The following is a 16,780-nucleotide window of genomic DNA, read 5'->3' on the forward strand; positions in this document are numbered from 1 at the left end:
TGGTAAAGGAGGGATTTCCAGTTGAATATGGCCAGCCTTTGGTGCTTATTTCATAATGTTCCTTGGCATTGAAACATCTTGCGATGAAACAAGCATTGCTGTAATTGACGAGGATTATAATTTTTTGATATAATTTTAAAAATGACAAAGAATTTTGAGGCATATCTTAAACTGGATAAAAGAGGACTTCAAAATAAGTATGTAGTTATTGTGGATGGAAAAGTAGTAGATAAGGGAGAGGATATAGAAAATATGCTTCAGGCAGCAAGACAAAAATATCCTGATAAGACTCCTTTTGTGGCTAAAGTTCCCGACGAAAGGATGTTGGTTTTATGATTAGATACGAATTTAAGGAAGAGGAAAGTAGTTTAGGAATAATTTTACGACCTGTGGCTGATGCGGTGTTGGAACAAGATGAATGTAGAGTAGAGGTATCAATGTACATAGATTCTGGAGCTGATATTTCTATGATTCCATATCGGTTTGGGAAAGCCCTTGGATTTAAACAAGAAAAAGGGGATGTTATTAGGGAGATAAAAGGCATCTCAGGTGCAGGCATTCCCTATATTATTAAGGAAACTACCCTTGTATTAAATAATAAAAGTCTGAAGGTAAAAATTGCCTGGGCACTAATAGAGGAAGTTCCAATGTTAATGGGAAGGACGGATATATTCAACAAGTTTTGTATAATCTTTAATGAAAAGAAAGGCTGGATAGATTTTGAAGAATAATTCATTGAAGATTATTGACTTTGGTAAATGATTGAGGATGAATGTTCCTTGGCATTGAAACATCTTGTGATGAAACAAGCATTGCTGTAATTGATGAGAATTATAACCTTCTCTCCTGCGTTATATTTTCTCAAGATGAAATTCATAGGGAATGGGGAGGGGTTTTTCCAGAGCTTGCCTCCCGAGCACATCTTGAAAGGATAAGAGAGGTATTTGACAGAGCAATTTCCGATGCCAATATTAAAATTAGTGATATTAAGGCAATTGGTGTAACATATGGGCCAGGTCTTATTGGTTCGCTCCTTGTCGGTCTTTCATTTGCAAAGGGATTAAGCATCTCTTTAAATGTTCCATTATATGGAATAAACCATCTTGATGGACATCTCTCCCTTCCTTTGATTGAAAATAGAAATATCCCCCTTCCTGCAATAGGGCTTATCGTTTCAGGTGGTCATACTGAGCTTGTTTATATCAAGGATTGGGGGATATACGAAACATTAGGAAGAACCCTTGATGATGCGGCTGGTGAGGCATTTGATAAGGTAGCAAGGATGCTTGGGTATTCATTTCCTGGAGGACCAATAATAGATGAGGTTTCCAAAAAGGGAAAGCCATGTATAAAATTCCCCATTGCCAAAATAAAGAAAGAGGGGTTTGATTTTAGCTTTTCAGGGATTAAAACCGCTGTTTTTTATTATTTAAGGGATAATCCAAATTGCTCAAAAGAAGATGTTGCTTGTAGCTTTCAAGAGGCTGCAATAGGCGCTTTGATAATTAAGGTTTTTGAGGCTCTCTCTCACAAGGATGCAAAGAGCATTGTCTTGGGCGGTGGTGTTGCCTGTAATACCCTGCTTAGGGAAAAAATGGAAATAGAGGGGAAAGAAAGAAAAATCCCTATATTCTTTCCATCAAAAAGGCTATGCACAGATAATGGTGCAATGATAGGCGCTTGCCTTTTAAGAAAGATTAAAAATGGCGAGCCTCCCTCTTGTCTTTCTATATCTTCTGAGCCAAATATTATTCTAAATCCCTAAATTTACAAATCATCTTTTTCCTCTATTGTCTTTATCTCGCATCCTGGGAAATAGAATGAAAGGATTTCAGATTTAGAAAAACCAAGCTCTCCCATTCTTTTTGCTCCCCATTGGCATAAGCCTACACCATGTCCATAGCCCCTTCCTGTAAGTAAAATAGAATCCTTTCTTTGTTCTATATCAAAAAATGTGCTTCTTATAAAATTTTCTCCAAATAGCCTTCTAAATTGAGAACCCACCATTTTATATTCTCCCTTAGAGTGTTTTATGATTACCTTTTCTAGCCTCCCATTTTTTGGGTATTTGCTTATTGAATATATCTTTCCAATATTAAGCCTTTTTTCAATATCAACTAATTTAATGTTTGCCCTCCAATGGTAGTGTGGGGCTTTTGTGCAATATGGGCAGATTACACCAGAAAGATATGGAATCTTTTTTCCTCCCTCCCAGGTATAGGCAGAATCGCCTGTTTTTCCACCGCAGACTGAATGGTAATAACAAAAGGCAAGCTCGTCTCCATAATAAAGAAGCTCTCCTTTTGTCTCATCCACCGCCTTTATCGCCCTTTCATCCTCAGCATTCATTCCAGCATAGACCTGGCAATGAACAGAATTGCAAAGGTCAAAGCCTTCTTTCCTATGCTTTCCAAGGTTTCTATAGACAAATGTCCTTGCAATAATAGCCTGTGCCTTTAATGTTTCATATGGCCAGTCTGGGTTTATTTCCATCTTAATAAGGCCATAAAGGTATTGCTCAATGTCAATGGTGTTAATAGCAAGAAGAATACCATTAGCTACATTTATTTCTATATTCCCCCTATACCTTCTTTTTCCAATTATAATATGTGAATTTATTGGCTCTATAATAATGGGTGGATAAAAAGGCTCATAGCCTTCTATTTTTATAAGACCTCCAATTGCTTCTAAAGAGAGAGGGGTTTCATATCTTCTTATAATTTTTCCATTAGGGCTAGATATTTCATAGTATCCAGAAGAAGAAACAACAAGATTCTTTTCCTTTGCAACACAAACCCTTATATCAAAGGGAAAGACAGATAATGACAGAAGAAGAAAGAGGATTGTAAATTTTAAATTGTAAATTTTAAATTTTAAATTTTTAAAACCTGTTTCAATTTGCAATTTTAGATAGGTCTTTGAGCAGAAGAAGATGGGGGCATACCAGGTATATTGATTGATGGTCTTTGGATAGAAGAAGATGGGGGCACACCAGGAGTCGGGCTTGGCGCTGGCCTTTGAGGCTGCTCCATTGGTCTTGCCTGTGTTGTAGGAGGCGCCATACCAAAGCTTGCCTTGTCAATTGCCCTAAGGTATGCATCCTCCCTTGTTATCTTGTTTTTCATTACAAGCATCTTCAGGCATTGGTCCATTGATTGCATCCCATCCTTTGCTCCTGTCTGGATTATTGATGGCATTTGATGGGTCTTTCCTTCCCTTATAAGATTCCTTATGGCAGATGTTGCCACCATAATCTCACAGGCAACAACCCTTCCCTTTCCATCCACTGTTTGTATAAGGGTTTGTGATATAACAGCAACCAAAGCCTCTGAAAGCTGTGTCCTTATTTGCTGTTGCTGGTGTGGTGGAAATACATCAACAATTCTATCAATTGTTTGTGGAGCTGAATTTGTATGCAATGTTGCAAAGACAACATGTCCTGTCTCTGCGGCTGTTAATGCCATTTGGATTGTTTCTAGGTCTCTCATCTCACCAACAAGAATAACATCAGGGTCTTCCCTTAATGCACTCCTTAAGGCAATGGCAAAGGAATTTGTATGGGGACCAACCTCCCTTTGATTGACAAGGCATTTTTTATTCTCATGGACAAACTCAATTGGGTCTTCAATGGTTAGTATATGGTCTTCCCTTTCAGAATTGACAATATCAACCATAGATGCCAAAGTTGTTGATTTTCCAGAGCCTGTTGGTCCTGTAACAAGGATGAGCCCCTTTTTGGAACGAGAAAGGCTTGTGCAAACAGGAGGAAGGCCTAGCTCCTCAAGGGTTTTTATCTTTGTAGGAATAATTCTAAATGCCGCACTCTCTCCCCTCCTTTGACAAAATGCATTAACCCTAAACCTTCCAATCTCAGATAGTTCAATGGCAAAGTCTATCTCATGTTTTTCTTCAAATTGAGCCTTTCTTTCATCTGTTAGAATTTCATATATCATCTCATGAATCCTATCTTTCTTATAAATTTCATTGTCTACAGGGATAAGTGCACCATGAATTCTTAAAAGGGGATAAGAACCAGCTGATAGATGAAGATCAGATGCTCCCTTCTCCTTGCACATTATTAAAAGGTCAGATATTTCATACATAATCTTAAATTCTAAATCTTAAATTCTATGTTTCTTCCTTTCCAAACAAGCCATTAATCATATCAACGATGTTTCTTTTTGTGCCTAATGATGGCTTTATTTCACAATTTGTCATCTTTTCCATTTCCATTATACAATTAAGGTCAAGGGGATCTGCCATAACAACAGAAAGCTCCTGTTCAAATTTCATAATGGGGAGGACAAAATATTTCCTCATAAAATCAAGGGGAAGCAAACTTGCAGCCTCTTTGTCTATCATTGTTAGTGTAAGGGTTACATATGGGATATCTAATTGATGAGACAAAGCACAATTTAGGGCATCCTCTGTTAAAACACCTAAATCTTCAACCAATACCTCTCCAACCTTTTTCTTTACCGGAAGGTATTTTTGAAGATGGAGTGCCTTTTGAAGGTGTTCTTCTGTTATTAGATTAAATTCCTTAAGAACCTGGCCAATTAACCTTTTCGGAGCTTCCTCTTTAACAGCTTTTTCCTCCTTTTCCGGCTCTCCTCCAAATATGTATGAATAAAGCCTTGCATTTTCAATTGCTAATGCTACCTGATTTGCTAGAAGGGTAAAAAATTCTATTTCAGCCTCATCAAAGCAGGGTTTATCTATTTTATTTATAGCCTCTATTACCCCAATTGTTTTTGTCTTTCCCTTTAAAGGTGCGGCTATAATGGATTTTGTCTTAAATCCACTTGTCTGGTCAATGTGGGAGGCAAACCTTTCGTCTTTGCTTACATCTTTTATAACCAATGGCTTGTTATTTTGTGCAACCCAACCTGCAATGCCCTCTCCTGGTGCAAGCCTTATCTCCCTTATTTTCTGACCCTTTTCTCCCTCTATAACCTCAAAGACAAGTTCCTGCGTTATTTCATCTATTAGCATTAAGGATGATGCCTCTGCATTCATTGCCTTTGTTGCCATTCTCATTGAAAGGTCAAGCAATTCCCTTATATTATGACAGGCATTAAGAACAAGCCCAACATCAACCAATGTCCTTAAAGCCCTTGCCTTATAGTCTAATTCCTCCTTAAGCCTATGGTTGGAAAGTAAAAGGGCGGTAGAGTGTGAGATTGTCTCTAAAAGCTCAAGGTCATCTTTGGTAAATGGCTCCTTTTCAAGCTTGTTTATAACCTCAATAACACCAAGAAGATTATCGTCAAGGATAATGGGCGTTGCCATAATGTTGTATGTTTTGAAATTTACATCCTCCGCTATCTTTTTATAAAACCTCTCATCCTTGCTTACATCAGGGACAATAAGGCTTTCCTTAGACTCTGCAACATAACCTACAATGCCTTCTCCAATACGAACCCTGTATTTTTTAACCTCCTCTGCCTTTTCTCCCTTTGCTACTTTAAAAATAAGCTCTCTTCCTTCTACTAAAAGGAGAGAACCTGCATCTGTTTCTGTTATTTCTAAGGTAAGGCTCATTACCTTTTCAAGGACCTCATCTAAAGGGGCAGAAAGAACCATTAAGGAGCTTATTTTATTTAATGCATCTATCCTTTTATCCATTTTTTTAATTCAGAAAGTTCAAAATGAGCTTTATTTAGATAAAATTGGCTTCTTAAGATCATCATTTTGAATAGTTTTTGGGAAAGAGGATCTATTTTTTCTTAGCATAACTCCTCCTTTCTCTTCCCTTTTATCCCATCTGCCTTTAGGAAAGGGTAAGGTTTCAGTGCCTATTACCTCCTGGGTTTCTGTGCCTTTTGCTTCTTCACTAATCTCTTTGGGCCTTTCTTTGTTTAAAGAACCCTTCTTTATTCCCCAAAATGCTTGAAGATTAAAGGCTATTAGCAAGATAAGGATAATTCTTTTCATTTTTCACCTCCTATTTATTACCATATTCTTTAGCCTTCCTGCTAGAACAAACCTGCACAATATCCATATAATACCTTTCCCCTTTTGGCGTCAATGTAATATTCCCACCCTCTGGGAAGCCAAATTTTCCAAGCCAAATAAGGCTTTAGGTTTTGATGAATCAAGATACAAAGCTCTGCTATTCCATATTTGGTTATAGTATATGTTTCAAGATTTCTTCCAGAGAGGCCCCTCTTTTTTGAATTGCGAAGTAGCTCAAGCTCCTCAGAAAAGGATTTAGAAAAACCTCTCTTGGCTGGATCATAAAGTTCATAAATAGATTTGTAATTAGAATTGTATTTTCTAAAGTTTACATCAAGATCATCTATTGCTACCTCAAATGCCTGCGTGCCCGTTATGGTTGGGGTAATATCCATATCCTTAATTTCATATGGATAATTTACCGTAAGAGACCAAGTAGCTGTTCCCAATCCTCTTTCGTCTGAATACCATATCCAATTGGGAGAAGTGGGATAAGAAGAATTATTTACAAATTCTCTATTGTCTTTAATTACAGGAAGGCCTCTATAGAAATATTCATGATGTGGACAGCCCAATCCTGGACACAAAGTTCCCAAGAAACAATTCGGGCTTCTTATGCCAATAGTATTATATAAACATTCTGTTCCTATGCCAAATAGGTCTTTGAATTCTGAGAATAGACTTTCTATAGTATATGTTCCTGTAAATATAGGATTCTTTATAAACCTGTCGTTTGCCAATGCAAATATCTCCTTTAGGACACCATAGCTATCAAAAGAAAGGGTGTATTCAGGGAATCTATTTTGGAATTTCTTGTTTAGGGCTTCTTTTCTTTTTTGCTCCTCAATGCTTAATATCCTTGTTGTTGATGTTCCTTCATCTGGTGGTATCCAGATGGGTTTATATTTATAAGCAGGGCCTGGGTCTACAATTGCCCAAAGATTAACACCGAACATCAATAAAGTAATAAACCTTTTCATCTTTTTCACCTCCTATTTATTACCATATTCTTTATTGTGGTATATTCTTTACCACTCTTTGTTTTTATCTCTACCTTATAGAAATACAATCCAGAGGATATATCTTTAACCTCCCATAATGGTGCTTGGGTAATTCCCGAGGATGTATTATAATAACCAGCAGATTTTTCTCCTAAATTTAATTCTTTTATTTTCTGACCTAATATATTATAAATGGTTATTCTAACCTCTGAATCTTCTGAAAGCTCAAATGGGAAATAGGCTTTATCATTTGCTGGGTTTGGAAAGGATTGAAGAATCTTTGTTTCTTTTGGAGCTAATTGGCGAGGAGGTGAAGGTTCATCTATATGCTCTACCTCACTAAATTTAGAGAAGGACAAAGATGGGTTATAGACTATCTTTACATCATCAATATACCAGCCAAAGAAATTGTTGTAAAGCCTATCTATGGTGTTAAAGGAAAATCTTATTCTTATGATTTTATCAGAAGCAATGGATGAGATATTAAAGGTTTCTTCATGCCAGTTTGTTTGTGAGGGCCCTTCATTGCAATCATTGTAAAAGATTCTATTCCAGGTAGCACCATTGTTGTTGGTTACTTCAATCTTCATATTGTCATAGTCTCCATAAGGATAAGATTCATGTTGCCATTTTGTCCAAAGATTCAATGTAATATTTCCTGTTTTTCCTTGAAGATTTATATTTGGGGATGTAATCCAACCTGAGTTTGTTTGACCCGTATTATAATTTATTCCATTATTATAGGCAACACTATAGGGTGGAGAATGGTTTGAGTTTCCCTCTATATGCCATAGATTTGTTCCTGCCTGTCTTTCCCAATCTGAGATATTGCCATCGTCAAAGTTGTCTAAATAAATAACTTGGGCACCCCCTTGGGTAGTTGCATTGGCTTCATTAGAATAATTAGAATCGCCATAGCTGTTATATGCCCTTATTCTGTAATAATATGTTGTGTTTGGAGAAAGCCCTGTATCTTGATAGCTTGTAGCATTTGCACCAGGGGTTGCAATCTGGGAATAGACACCATTTGCCCCTGTTTTTCTCTCTAGCTTAAAGCCTGTTTCATTGTTTGAGTTATCTGTCCAGGATAGGTTTATCTGGGAAGAAGAAACAGGAGTTGCAGAGAGGTTTGAGGGAGGGTTTGGAGGTCCTGGTGTTGTTCCCTGCGCTTCATTGGAAGGGACAAAACCATAAGTATTGAATGCATAAACAGTGTAATAATAGGTAGTATTAGAAGAAAGTCCCCTGTCTGGGTATGATATAGCATTAGCTCCTACTGTTCCAATTTGGACATAAGAATCTCCTGACACCTTTCTATAGATTATAAAAGCGTCTTCATTATAAGCATTGTCTGTCCAGGATAAGTTTATTTGTGTAGGAGAAATAGCAGTTGCAACAAGGTTTGTTGGTGCAAATGGGATATCGGTAATATTATGAGCAGAAAAGGCATTTCGGATTGTAGAAGCATTTACGCCACCATAAAGTTGTTGGTCAGCCCAGATAATTGAATGAAGCCTTTCTGAAAAATGGGGAAGGCTTGGACCTGAAACCATAGATAGTATTCCTAAGCTTTGGATTACCAACCTATCAGCTACAGATTGGCCTAAAGCATTTCTCATTCTAAAAAGCCCACCTGAAAATATCTGGGAGGAGAAATGGGGATCGTTGCTGTTATAGTTTTGACGAGTCAGATTATTGTTTAGATTTCTTCTATTAGCATTATTGAGAAATACCCATTCTCCAATTTGGGAATCTCCAGTAAGGGTATAAGCAATATAGTCAGCGTATGCTTCATGTAAAGCAATTGTTTGGTCATTTGCGCCACCAAAAAATCCTATTAACTGAAATACTATTCCATGTCCATATTCATGATAAATTACCTCAGAAGCTTTGGCAGTGTCTCTTGTGTCACCTCCAATATGGGCATCGCCGTGGCCAAAAAGTAACCGATTGTTTTGCCAATCATACCCGGCATTGGGCCAATTATTTCCATAATGTACCCTTGTATTCATCTGAAAATCCATAATGGTAAAATTTCCCACATTAAGACTTCTAAACCAATTATGCACATTATTTACATGATAAAATACATTTACCTCATCAAAGTTGTTGTTGACATTGGGAACAGGCAAGTCAACCGGATAATTCCATACCCAGCTTGTTGTTCTGGTTGGTCCATAAGATGCACTAGGTCCTTGGTCGTTTATCGCATTAACATATGGACCTTGCAGGGAGGAGTTTATATCCCCCGAGATGCTTGCTGAATATTGACCTTGGCTGTCTGTGGTAAACTGGGTTGCACCTATTCTAAGATATTCATCCCTAAAAGGTCTTGTGGAAGGAATACTATTGCCATCTACAGAAAGGATTACCCCTTGAACCTGACCTGCTGCATATGGTGCGGATGAAACTGGGTTAGAATAAGCAGAATTGCCAGAGTTATTGTAAGCCCTTATCTGATATGTATAGATAATATTTGAGGTAAGGTTTGTATCCTGAAATGATGTAGTGTTTGCCGTTAGGGTAGCAATTTGGACAAAAGGTGAGGAAGAAATACTTCTTTCTAGCTTAAACCCTGTTTCATTGTTTGCATTATTTTGCCACGAGAGGTTGATTTGGGAAGAAGAAACCGGATTTGCCGAAAGGTTTGTGGGTGCCTGAGGAGGGATTCCGCCAGTATAGTAATAATTGAGATTGCCTGACCAGGTTGCAGAATTGCTATCTTGAGAATATCTTCTTACTCTAAGGTAATAGGGCTGGCTTGAGGAGGCTTGATATGAAAAGCTAAATTGATAGTTTCCTCCACTATCATCATTATAGGCTACCCTATTTGTGCCAGCAAGATCATTATAAAGCTCGCCATAGTTATCGCCCGAGCCACCAATGGTATTAAAGTAATAGGTAAGGCCTTGGGTCATATTTATCTTATACCAATCATATTTGTCATAGGGAGAGAGCGTATGTAGACCCTGAGATTGATTTGTTGTTGTAGGAGTAAGAAGGGTTGCACCATTTGATGTATCATCGGTTGGATCCCAGGCGTCCTTTGTGGTTGCATTGGCTTCAGGGCAATATGCAGAATCGCCATAGCTATTGTATGCCCTTATTCTGTAATAATATGTTGTATTTGGAGAAAGTCCTGTATCTTGATAGCTTGTAGCATTTGCAGCAGGGGTTGCAATCTGGGAATAGACACCATTTGCCCCTGTTTTTCTCTCTAGCTTAAAGCCTGTTTCATTGTTTGAGTTGTCTGTCCAGGATAGGTTTATCTGGGAAGAAGAAACAGGGGTAGCGGTAAGATTTGTTGGGGCAGAGGGTGGTGTTCCACCTGTATAGGAATACTTAAGATAGCCTGACCAGCTACTGCCTAAAGAGTATGCCCTTACCCTTAGATAATAGTATTGAGTAGAGCCTGCTTGATAAGAAAAGCTGAATTGTGAACTACCTCCTGAATCATCGTCATAGGCTACCCTTGTGTAGCTATCCCCTGGTCCATTGTAAAGCTCGCCATAGTTATCACCCGAGCCACCCCTGGTATTGAAGTTATAGGTGATTCCAGAGGTCATATAGATTTTATACCAATCATATTGGTCAGAAGAACTAAGTGTATGAGGCCCATGGGATTGTTCTGTAGTGGTAGGAATAAGCAAACTAGCACCAGATGGTGTATTATCAGTAGGATCCCAAGCATCTCCTGATGAAGCTACATATTTCTGTAAAACAATATCGTCTAAAAATGCGCCTTTCTCGGTTATAGAGCTATCGCTTTCAAAGGCAAAGGCAATCCATACTTGAGACTTCCCACAAAGGTTGCCTAATGTAGGAACATTTGTCAGGTCAAATTCTTGGTAATGCCAAGTATCACCCCCATCTCCACTTATACTACCTCCATAATAATTATAATCATCAATGGATGCCATCCAATAAAGCTTATCATATCCTGATTCTGACTTATTCCAGAAATAAAAAGAAAGCTTTGCAGAAGTTGCATCAGCAAGGCTAAAAGGACCATAGGTCATCCAGGACTTGCAATTATTGGGATAGCTGTTATATGCAGGATTAAGCCCATCTGCTCCACCCTTTGCACACCAGGCACTCCATCCACCTGAATAGGACTTGTAATTTGTGTCATCCCAGTAATACTCACCATTTGTAGAGCCATCATTATCAAAGACCTCCCATAAACTACCGTAAGGAGGGAATGACCCTTCAAAACCCTCTGTCATAATTGTTGTCCAGCCAGAGAGAATGCCAAGGGGGGCTACTTTAATAGAGGTTTTTGGATCTTCTTCTTGTTCTTGCGGGATAGACTTGGAAATAGGCTTATATTTTTTTAAATATCCCCCTTTTTCTATTACTTTCTCCCACCTTCCTTTTTCATAAGAGAAAAGAGAAAGGGGAAAAATAAGAAAACCTATAATCAATAAATTAAACCTCATTCAACTTTTCTTCATTAAAAAAATATTTTAAGCAGTACAGCAGGTTCTTGTAAAGAAATATTTTTCTTTTCGGCAAAACAAGGTCTACCGCCGACACACCCTCTTTTGTTTACTATTGTAATGGCTTCCAAATTAAGCGGGTCTACCATACCGCAAGAGAGCTCATCTTGAAATTTCATATATATATATTCAATGGCTTTCTGCTTTGTGCAACCCAACCTGCAATGCCCTCTCCTGGTGCAAGCCTTATCTCCCTTATTTTCTGACCCTTTTCTCCCTCTATTACTTCAAAGACAAGTTCCTGCGTTATTTCATCTATTAGCATTAAGGATGATGCCTCTGCATTCATTGCCTTTGTTGCCATTCTCATTGAAAGGTCAAGCAATTCCCTTATATTATGACAGGCATTAAGAACAAGCCCAACATCAACCAATGTCCTTAAAGCCCTTGCCTTATAGTCTAATTCCTCCTTAAGCCTATGGTTGGAAAGTAAAAGGGCGGTAGAGTGTGAGATTGTCTCTAAAAGCTCAAGGTCATCTTTGGTAAATGGCTCCTTTTCAAGCTTGTTTATAACCTCAATAACACCAAGAAGATTATCGTCAAGGATAATGGGCGTTGCCATAATGTTGTATGTTTTGAAATTTACATCCTCCGCTATCTTTTTATAAAACCTCTCATCTTTGCTTACATCAGGGACAATAAGGCTTTCCTTAGACTCTGCAACATATCCAACAATGCCTTCTCCAATACGAACCCTGTATTTTTTAACCTCCTCTGCCTTTTCTCCCTTTGCTACTTTGAAGATAAGCTCCCTTCCTTCTTTTAAAAGAAGAGAGCCTGCATCTGTTTCTGTTATTTCCAGGGTAAGGCTCATTACCTTTTCAAGGACCTCATCTAAAGGAGCCGAAAGAATCATTAAGGAGCTTATTTTATTTAATGCATCTATCCTTTTATCCATTTTTTTATTTTACCAAACAAATAATATTTTTGCAAGCAAAAGTTTTATTGTCTTTCATTATTAAACCCTAAAAGAAGCTCTTTAATTGTCTTTTTATGTATTGGATGAATAAATTCACCTGCTATTTCTTTAAGGCAGATAAGGGCAAATCTTCTATTTGTAAGCTCCTTATGAGGAATAATGAGGTCTTTCTCATTGATTATAAGGTCTCCATAAAAGAGAATATCAATATCTATTATCCTTGGGCCATATCTTTTTGTCTTTTTCCTTCCCATTATTTTTTCAATGTTTTTAAGTTCTAAAAGAAGATTTTGAGGTGAAAGGTCTGTTTCTATCTTTGTGGCAGAATTTAGGAAAAATGGTTGATTTTTATAACCCCAAGGCTCTGTTTCGTAAATTTTTGATGTTCTAATTATGGATGTTTCTTCTATTTTACCAATAAGAGATAAGGCATTTTTAATATTTTCCTCTCTATCACCAATATTTGAACCCAAAAGGAGGAATGCTGTCATTCTATTATACCACCACCAAGAACAATATCTCCATCGTAAAACACAGCTGATTGACCTTTTGTAATGGCAAATTGGGGCTTTTCAAATTTTACGCTTATTTTGTCTTCACCAATTTTCCTTATAATTGCCATTGATTCTGGATTTTTATACCTTATTTTACAAAATACATTCCTAGGCTTGTCTATATTAAAAAAAAGGTTTATATCCTTTACCGTCAATTCATCTTTATAAAGCTCTTTTTCTTCTCCTACAATAATAGCGTTTTTATCTTTAGCTATTTCAATTACATAAAGGGGCTTTTTTTCTGAAATTCCTATTCCCTCCCTCTGTCCAATAGTAAAAAAGGAAATTCCGTTGTGGGTTCCTAAAACATTTCCCTCCTTATCCAAAATAGGGCCTTCTTTTACTAAATCTTTGCATTTTTCCAAAAGATAGCTTTTATAATCATTGTCAGGGATAAAGCATATCTCGCTGCTCTCTTTTTTTATGGGAAATCCCAATTTCTTTGCAATTTTTATTACCTCATCCTTTGCCCTGCATCCAAGTGGCATTAGAATATAATTAAGATATTCCTCTTTTATTGGATAAAGGAAATAGGATTGGTCCTTTCTTTTATCAACCCCTTTTTTAAGCCTTCCATTTTCTATCCTTGCATAATGGCCTGTTGCAATATATTCTACATCTAATTCTTTAGCTTTTTTTAAGAGAAATTCAAACTTTATATATTTATTGCACATTATACAGGGATTTGGCGTTATTCCATTTTTATAGCCCTTTACAAATTCATCAATTACCATTGTTTTAAAACTATCTTTAATGTCTAAAGCATAGTGGGAAATTCCCAATTTAGATGCTATATTTTTTACATCACTTATTTCACAACACCTATTTTCATCTTCAAACAACTTAAATATTATCCCAATCACATTATATCCCTTTTCCTTAAGCAAATAGGCACAAACAGAGGAATCGATACCACCACTCATTCCCACAAGAACGCTTTTCATATCGGTTTTACAACCTTTGCCTTTATTCCAGATAAAGCAAGATTTTTTCTTATCCTCTCTATATCCTTTCTTTTGTTAAAAATCCCAAATACCGTAGGCCCTGAACCTGACATTAGGGCATTCAATGCACCCTCTTTTATAAGATATTCTTTCATTCTTCCAATCTCTGGATATTTTCTTATGGTTACAGATTCAAGACAATTATGTAAATTCTTTGCAATCCCAAAAATATCCCCATTTTTTATTGCCAAAAGCATTTTTTCTATTCTCTCTTTTGTCTTTTGACTCCTGACTTTTTGATACACCTCCCTTGTAGATACCTTAAATGAAAAAAAGATAAGAAGAAAAAAACAATTCGGGATTAAGGAAAGCCTTGTAATCTTTTCTCCCCTTCCTTCTCCAAGCCCTGTGCCTTTCTCAAGAAAAAAACAGACATCTGACCCAAGATTTTCTCCTATTTTTTTTAATTCATTTAGGGAGAGGGAAAGATTCCAAAATCTATTTAAAGCAAGAAGGCATTCTGCACAATTTGATGAACCTCCACCCATGCCAGCAGATATAGGAATATGCTTTTTAATTACAATTTTTGCACCCTTTTTGCAATTTGCATATTCAAGGAGGGAAATGGCTGCTTTATACACAAGGTTTTCTTTTTCTGGAATACCTTGGCAAGAAACACTTAATGCAGGGGATGGAAATATTTTTATCTTGTCAAAGAGGCTTATTGTCTGGAATATTGTTTTTATATTATGAAAGCCATCATCCCTTTTTCCTTGTATAACTAAAGAGAGGTTTATTTTGGCAGGAGCTTCTATCTCCACTTACTTTCCTTTTTGTTCTTTCTCCTAGTAGGTTTGCTTTCTAAAATCTCAGAAAGTGTAAATCCACCTTTTCTTTGGTTGGCAAGGAATCTTTCTACCTCGTTCTCCTCTTTTATGCCCTTTAAGCTTAAGGTCATCCTTTGTTTTTCTGGATTAAGCTCTATTATTCTTACTTCAATCTCTTGACCTTCACTTAATACCTCTTTATCCATCTCCCTTTTTGGAAGAAACCCTTCAACATCTTCAATTTCTACAAAAGCATAGTTTGGCATTATCTTTGATACCCTTCCAGAAACTACAGAACCTATATCTAGCCTTTCCCTTATAGTTTCCCAGGGTGAAGACATCGCATCCTTAAGGCTTAAAGAAACCCTATTATTTTCTCTATCAACCTTTATTACAACAAGGGAAACTGTTTCGCTCTTCTTTAAAACATCTTTGGGATGCTTTATCTTTCTGTAGGAAAGCTCAGAAACTGGAACAAGCCCTTCAATTCCTCCAATATCAACAAAAGCACCAAAATCTGTAAGCTTTGTAACCTTTCCTGCAACAATCTTTCCTTCCAAAAGTTCATTGATAAGCCTTTCTTTTCTTTCTCTTTTCTCATCCTCCTCCACCTTTTTCAAAGAGAGAACAACATCTTTCTTTTTTCTATCAAATTCAATAACCTTAAGCCGAACCTCCTTCCCAACATATGAATCAAGGTTCCTTATAGGCTCTTTTTTTATGTGGGAGATAGGAATAAATCCAGGGATACCAAGGTCAACAACCAATCCTCCCTTTACCTGGGAAGAAATCATTCCAGAAATAACCTCATTCTTAGAAAACGCATTTTGAATCTTATCTAGGGCATTTTTAAGATCTGCCCTCTTTTTTGAAAGGATAAAACTCCCATTATTATTGGATAGAACAATTACCTCTATTTCATCCCCTGTTTGGACAACATCATCAGGGCTTTTGAATTCCTTTAAAGATAATTCATTAAATGGAATTATTCCCTCCTCTTTTAACCCAATAGAAACAAGCACCCCATCATTGCTTTTTCCAACAACGATTCCCTTAGTAATAATTCCTGGATTTATCTTTAAAAGGCTCTTTTCGTAGAATGTATATTCTTCTTTTTTCTTCTTTTCTATTTTCTCAACACCCTTTGTTATCTTTGTCTCAACCTCTTTTATTGCTCTTTTTATAATGTCATTTTCCATTTTGTTTTTCTGCAGAAATTACTGTATTGACAAGAAGCATTGTTATGGTCATAGGACCTACACCGCCAGGGACAGGCGTTATAAACCCTGCCTTTTTAGACACCCCTTCAAAATCACAATCGCCAACAATCTTTTCACCTATTCTGTTTATTCCAACATCAATAACACAAGCCCCATTTTTTACCATGTCAGTTTTTACAAATTCTGCCTTTCCTATGGCAGCTATCAATATATCAGCCCCTCTACAAACATCAGAGAGGTTTTTTGTCTTTGAATGGCATATTGTAACAGTAGCATTAGCAGAAAGGAGAAGGAGGGCTATGGGTTTTCCAACAATATTTGACCTTCCAAGAACAACAGCATTAGCCCCCTCTATTTTTACGCCATACCTTATAAGCATTTCCATAATTCCGTATGGTGTACAGGGAAGAAAAAGCTTATCCTCCTTCATTTTATGAAAATCCTTGCAACATATGAATTTTCCAACATTATAATAATGAAAACCATCAACATCCTTATCGGGTGAGATAGCGGATAAAACCACATTTTCATTTATATGGGATGGAAGAGGAAGCTGAACAAGGATGCCGTGAATAGAAGAATCAGAATTTAACTCACAAATTGTGGATATAAGTTTTTCCTGGGATACATTTTCCTCTAAATTACATTGCCTTGAATAAATGCCCAATTTTTCACAAGCAGATGTTTTGTTGCGGACATAGACAATGGATGCAGGATTATTTCCCACAAGAATTGTAGCAAGACCAGGTGTAATCCCTTTTTTCTTTAGATTCTCAATCCTTTCCCTTAATTCAACCCTTATTTCCTCTCCTATTTTCTTTCCATCTATTATTTCAGCCATTTTATTGCTATTTTATA

16 protein-coding genes are annotated in these 16,780 nt (G+C 36.9%); 3 read left to right on the forward strand and 13 right to left on the reverse strand.

Going from position 1 to position 16,780, the window contains the following annotated elements; translation table 11 throughout:
* Positions 1-141: 141 nt before the first annotated feature.
* From AB1630_01450 to tsaD, 3 genes are read left to right on the forward strand one after another with little or no spacing between them, the layout of a single operon-like run.
* Positions 142-336, forward strand: a complete 195-nt coding sequence (locus AB1630_01450; protein MEW6102475.1) for a DUF5678 domain-containing protein — start codon at positions 142-144, stop codon at positions 334-336.
* Positions 333-731 (forward strand): aspartyl protease family protein, encoded by a 399-nt coding sequence (locus AB1630_01455; GenBank protein ID MEW6102476.1) that lies wholly within the window; start codon positions 333-335, stop codon positions 729-731. The genes AB1630_01450 and AB1630_01455 overlap by 4 nt, the downstream gene beginning before the upstream one ends.
* 41 nt (positions 732-772) lie before the next feature.
* Complete coding sequence (tsaD, locus tag AB1630_01460; protein ID MEW6102477.1) at positions 773-1,765, forward strand: tRNA (adenosine(37)-N6)-threonylcarbamoyltransferase complex transferase subunit TsaD; 993 nt, start codon at positions 773-775, stop codon at positions 1,763-1,765.
* Between the two features lie 2 nt (positions 1,766-1,767).
* Here the strand turns inward: tsaD and AB1630_01465 are convergent, their stop codons facing one another.
* The 13 genes from AB1630_01465 to folD are packed head-to-tail and all read right to left on the reverse strand — an operon-like array spanning position 1,768 to position 16,763.
* Positions 1,768-2,904, reverse strand: coding sequence for a SpoIID/LytB domain-containing protein (locus AB1630_01465; GenBank protein MEW6102478.1), 1,137 nt, complete (start codon positions 2,902-2,904; stop codon positions 1,768-1,770).
* Positions 2,905-2,906: 2 nt separating this feature from the next.
* On the reverse strand, positions 2,907-4,103 hold the full coding sequence (locus AB1630_01470; protein ID MEW6102479.1) for a PilT/PilU family type 4a pilus ATPase: 1,197 nt from the start codon (positions 4,101-4,103) through the stop codon (positions 2,907-2,909).
* 25 nt (positions 4,104-4,128) lie between these two features.
* Positions 4,129-5,628 (reverse strand): GAF domain-containing protein, encoded by a 1,500-nt coding sequence (locus AB1630_01475; GenBank protein MEW6102480.1) that lies wholly within the window; start codon positions 5,626-5,628, stop codon positions 4,129-4,131.
* 30 nt (positions 5,629-5,658) lie between these two features.
* A complete protein-coding gene (locus AB1630_01480) occupies positions 5,659-5,937 on the reverse strand; it encodes a hypothetical protein (protein MEW6102481.1) in 279 nt (92 codons plus the stop codon).
* A gap of 41 nt (positions 5,938-5,978) precedes the next feature.
* Positions 5,979-6,938, reverse strand: a complete 960-nt coding sequence (locus AB1630_01485; protein MEW6102482.1) for a hypothetical protein — start codon at positions 6,936-6,938, stop codon at positions 5,979-5,981.
* A 5-nt stretch (positions 6,939-6,943) separates the two neighbouring features.
* Positions 6,944-11,398, reverse strand: coding sequence for a fibronectin type III domain-containing protein (locus tag AB1630_01490; protein ID MEW6102483.1), 4,455 nt, complete (start codon positions 11,396-11,398; stop codon positions 6,944-6,946).
* Positions 11,399-11,412: 14 nt separating this feature from the next.
* Positions 11,413-11,577, reverse strand: a complete 165-nt coding sequence (locus tag AB1630_01495; protein ID MEW6102484.1) for a hypothetical protein — start codon at positions 11,575-11,577, stop codon at positions 11,413-11,415.
* On the reverse strand, positions 11,574-12,356 hold the full coding sequence (locus tag AB1630_01500; GenBank protein MEW6102485.1) for a GAF domain-containing protein: 783 nt from the start codon (positions 12,354-12,356) through the stop codon (positions 11,574-11,576). Before AB1630_01500 ends, AB1630_01495 begins: the two co-directional genes overlap by 4 nt.
* 44 nt (positions 12,357-12,400) lie before the next feature.
* The gene (folK, locus tag AB1630_01505) at positions 12,401-12,868 is read right to left on the reverse strand and encodes a 2-amino-4-hydroxy-6-hydroxymethyldihydropteridine diphosphokinase (protein MEW6102486.1); all 468 of its coding nucleotides are present in this window, start codon (positions 12,866-12,868) and stop codon (positions 12,401-12,403) included.
* Positions 12,865-13,875 carry a tRNA 2-thiouridine(34) synthase MnmA gene (gene mnmA, locus AB1630_01510; protein MEW6102487.1) on the reverse strand — a complete coding sequence of 337 codons (1,011 nt, stop codon included), beginning with the start codon at positions 13,873-13,875 and terminating at the stop codon, positions 12,865-12,867. The genes folK and mnmA overlap by 4 nt, the downstream gene beginning before the upstream one ends.
* Positions 13,872-14,696: a 4-(cytidine 5'-diphospho)-2-C-methyl-D-erythritol kinase gene (ispE, locus tag AB1630_01515; GenBank protein ID MEW6102488.1), complete on the reverse strand. Its 825-nt coding sequence runs from the start codon at positions 14,694-14,696 to the stop codon at positions 13,872-13,874. Before ispE ends, mnmA begins: the two co-directional genes overlap by 4 nt.
* Positions 14,687-15,901 (reverse strand): S1 RNA-binding domain-containing protein, encoded by a 1,215-nt coding sequence (locus tag AB1630_01520; GenBank protein MEW6102489.1) that lies wholly within the window; start codon positions 15,899-15,901, stop codon positions 14,687-14,689. Before AB1630_01520 ends, ispE begins: the two co-directional genes overlap by 10 nt.
* Entirely contained in the window at positions 15,891-16,763 is an 873-nt protein-coding gene (gene folD / locus AB1630_01525) for a bifunctional methylenetetrahydrofolate dehydrogenase/methenyltetrahydrofolate cyclohydrolase FolD (GenBank protein ID MEW6102490.1), read from the reverse strand. Before folD ends, AB1630_01520 begins: the two co-directional genes overlap by 11 nt.
* Positions 16,764-16,780 lie beyond the last annotated feature (17 nt).

Source organism: bacterium (assembly GCA_040753555.1).
Classification (GTDB): Bacteria; UBA9089; UBA9088; order UBA9088; family UBA9088; genus JBFLYE01.

Coding starts and splice junctions, on each gene's coding strand:
- AB1630_01450 (MEW6102475.1), top strand. CDS start 142: ATGACAAAGAATTTTGAGGCATATCTTAAACTGGATAAAAGAGGACTT.
- AB1630_01455 (MEW6102476.1), top strand. CDS start 333: ATGATTAGATACGAATTTAAGGAAGAGGAAAGTAGTTTAGGAATAATT.
- tsaD (MEW6102477.1), top strand. CDS start 773: ATGTTCCTTGGCATTGAAACATCTTGTGATGAAACAAGCATTGCTGTA.
- AB1630_01470 (MEW6102479.1), bottom strand. CDS start 4,103: ATGTATGAAATATCTGACCTTTTAATAATGTGCAAGGAGAAGGGAGCA.
- AB1630_01475 (MEW6102480.1), bottom strand. CDS start 5,628: ATGGATAAAAGGATAGATGCATTAAATAAAATAAGCTCCTTAATGGTT.
- AB1630_01480 (MEW6102481.1), bottom strand. CDS start 5,937: ATGAAAAGAATTATCCTTATCTTGCTAATAGCCTTTAATCTTCAAGCA.
- AB1630_01485 (MEW6102482.1), bottom strand. CDS start 6,938: ATGAAAAGGTTTATTACTTTATTGATGTTCGGTGTTAATCTTTGGGCA.
- AB1630_01490 (MEW6102483.1), bottom strand. CDS start 11,398: ATGAGGTTTAATTTATTGATTATAGGTTTTCTTATTTTTCCCCTTTCT.
- AB1630_01495 (MEW6102484.1), bottom strand. CDS start 11,577: ATGAAATTTCAAGATGAGCTCTCTTGCGGTATGGTAGACCCGCTTAAT.
- AB1630_01500 (MEW6102485.1), bottom strand. CDS start 12,356: ATGGATAAAAGGATAGATGCATTAAATAAAATAAGCTCCTTAATGATT.
- folK (MEW6102486.1), bottom strand. CDS start 12,868: ATGACAGCATTCCTCCTTTTGGGTTCAAATATTGGTGATAGAGAGGAA.
- mnmA (MEW6102487.1), bottom strand. CDS start 13,875: ATGAAAAGCGTTCTTGTGGGAATGAGTGGTGGTATCGATTCCTCTGTT.
- AB1630_01520 (MEW6102489.1), bottom strand. CDS start 15,901: ATGGAAAATGACATTATAAAAAGAGCAATAAAAGAGGTTGAGACAAAG.
- folD (MEW6102490.1), bottom strand. CDS start 16,763: ATGGCTGAAATAATAGATGGAAAGAAAATAGGAGAGGAAATAAGGGTT.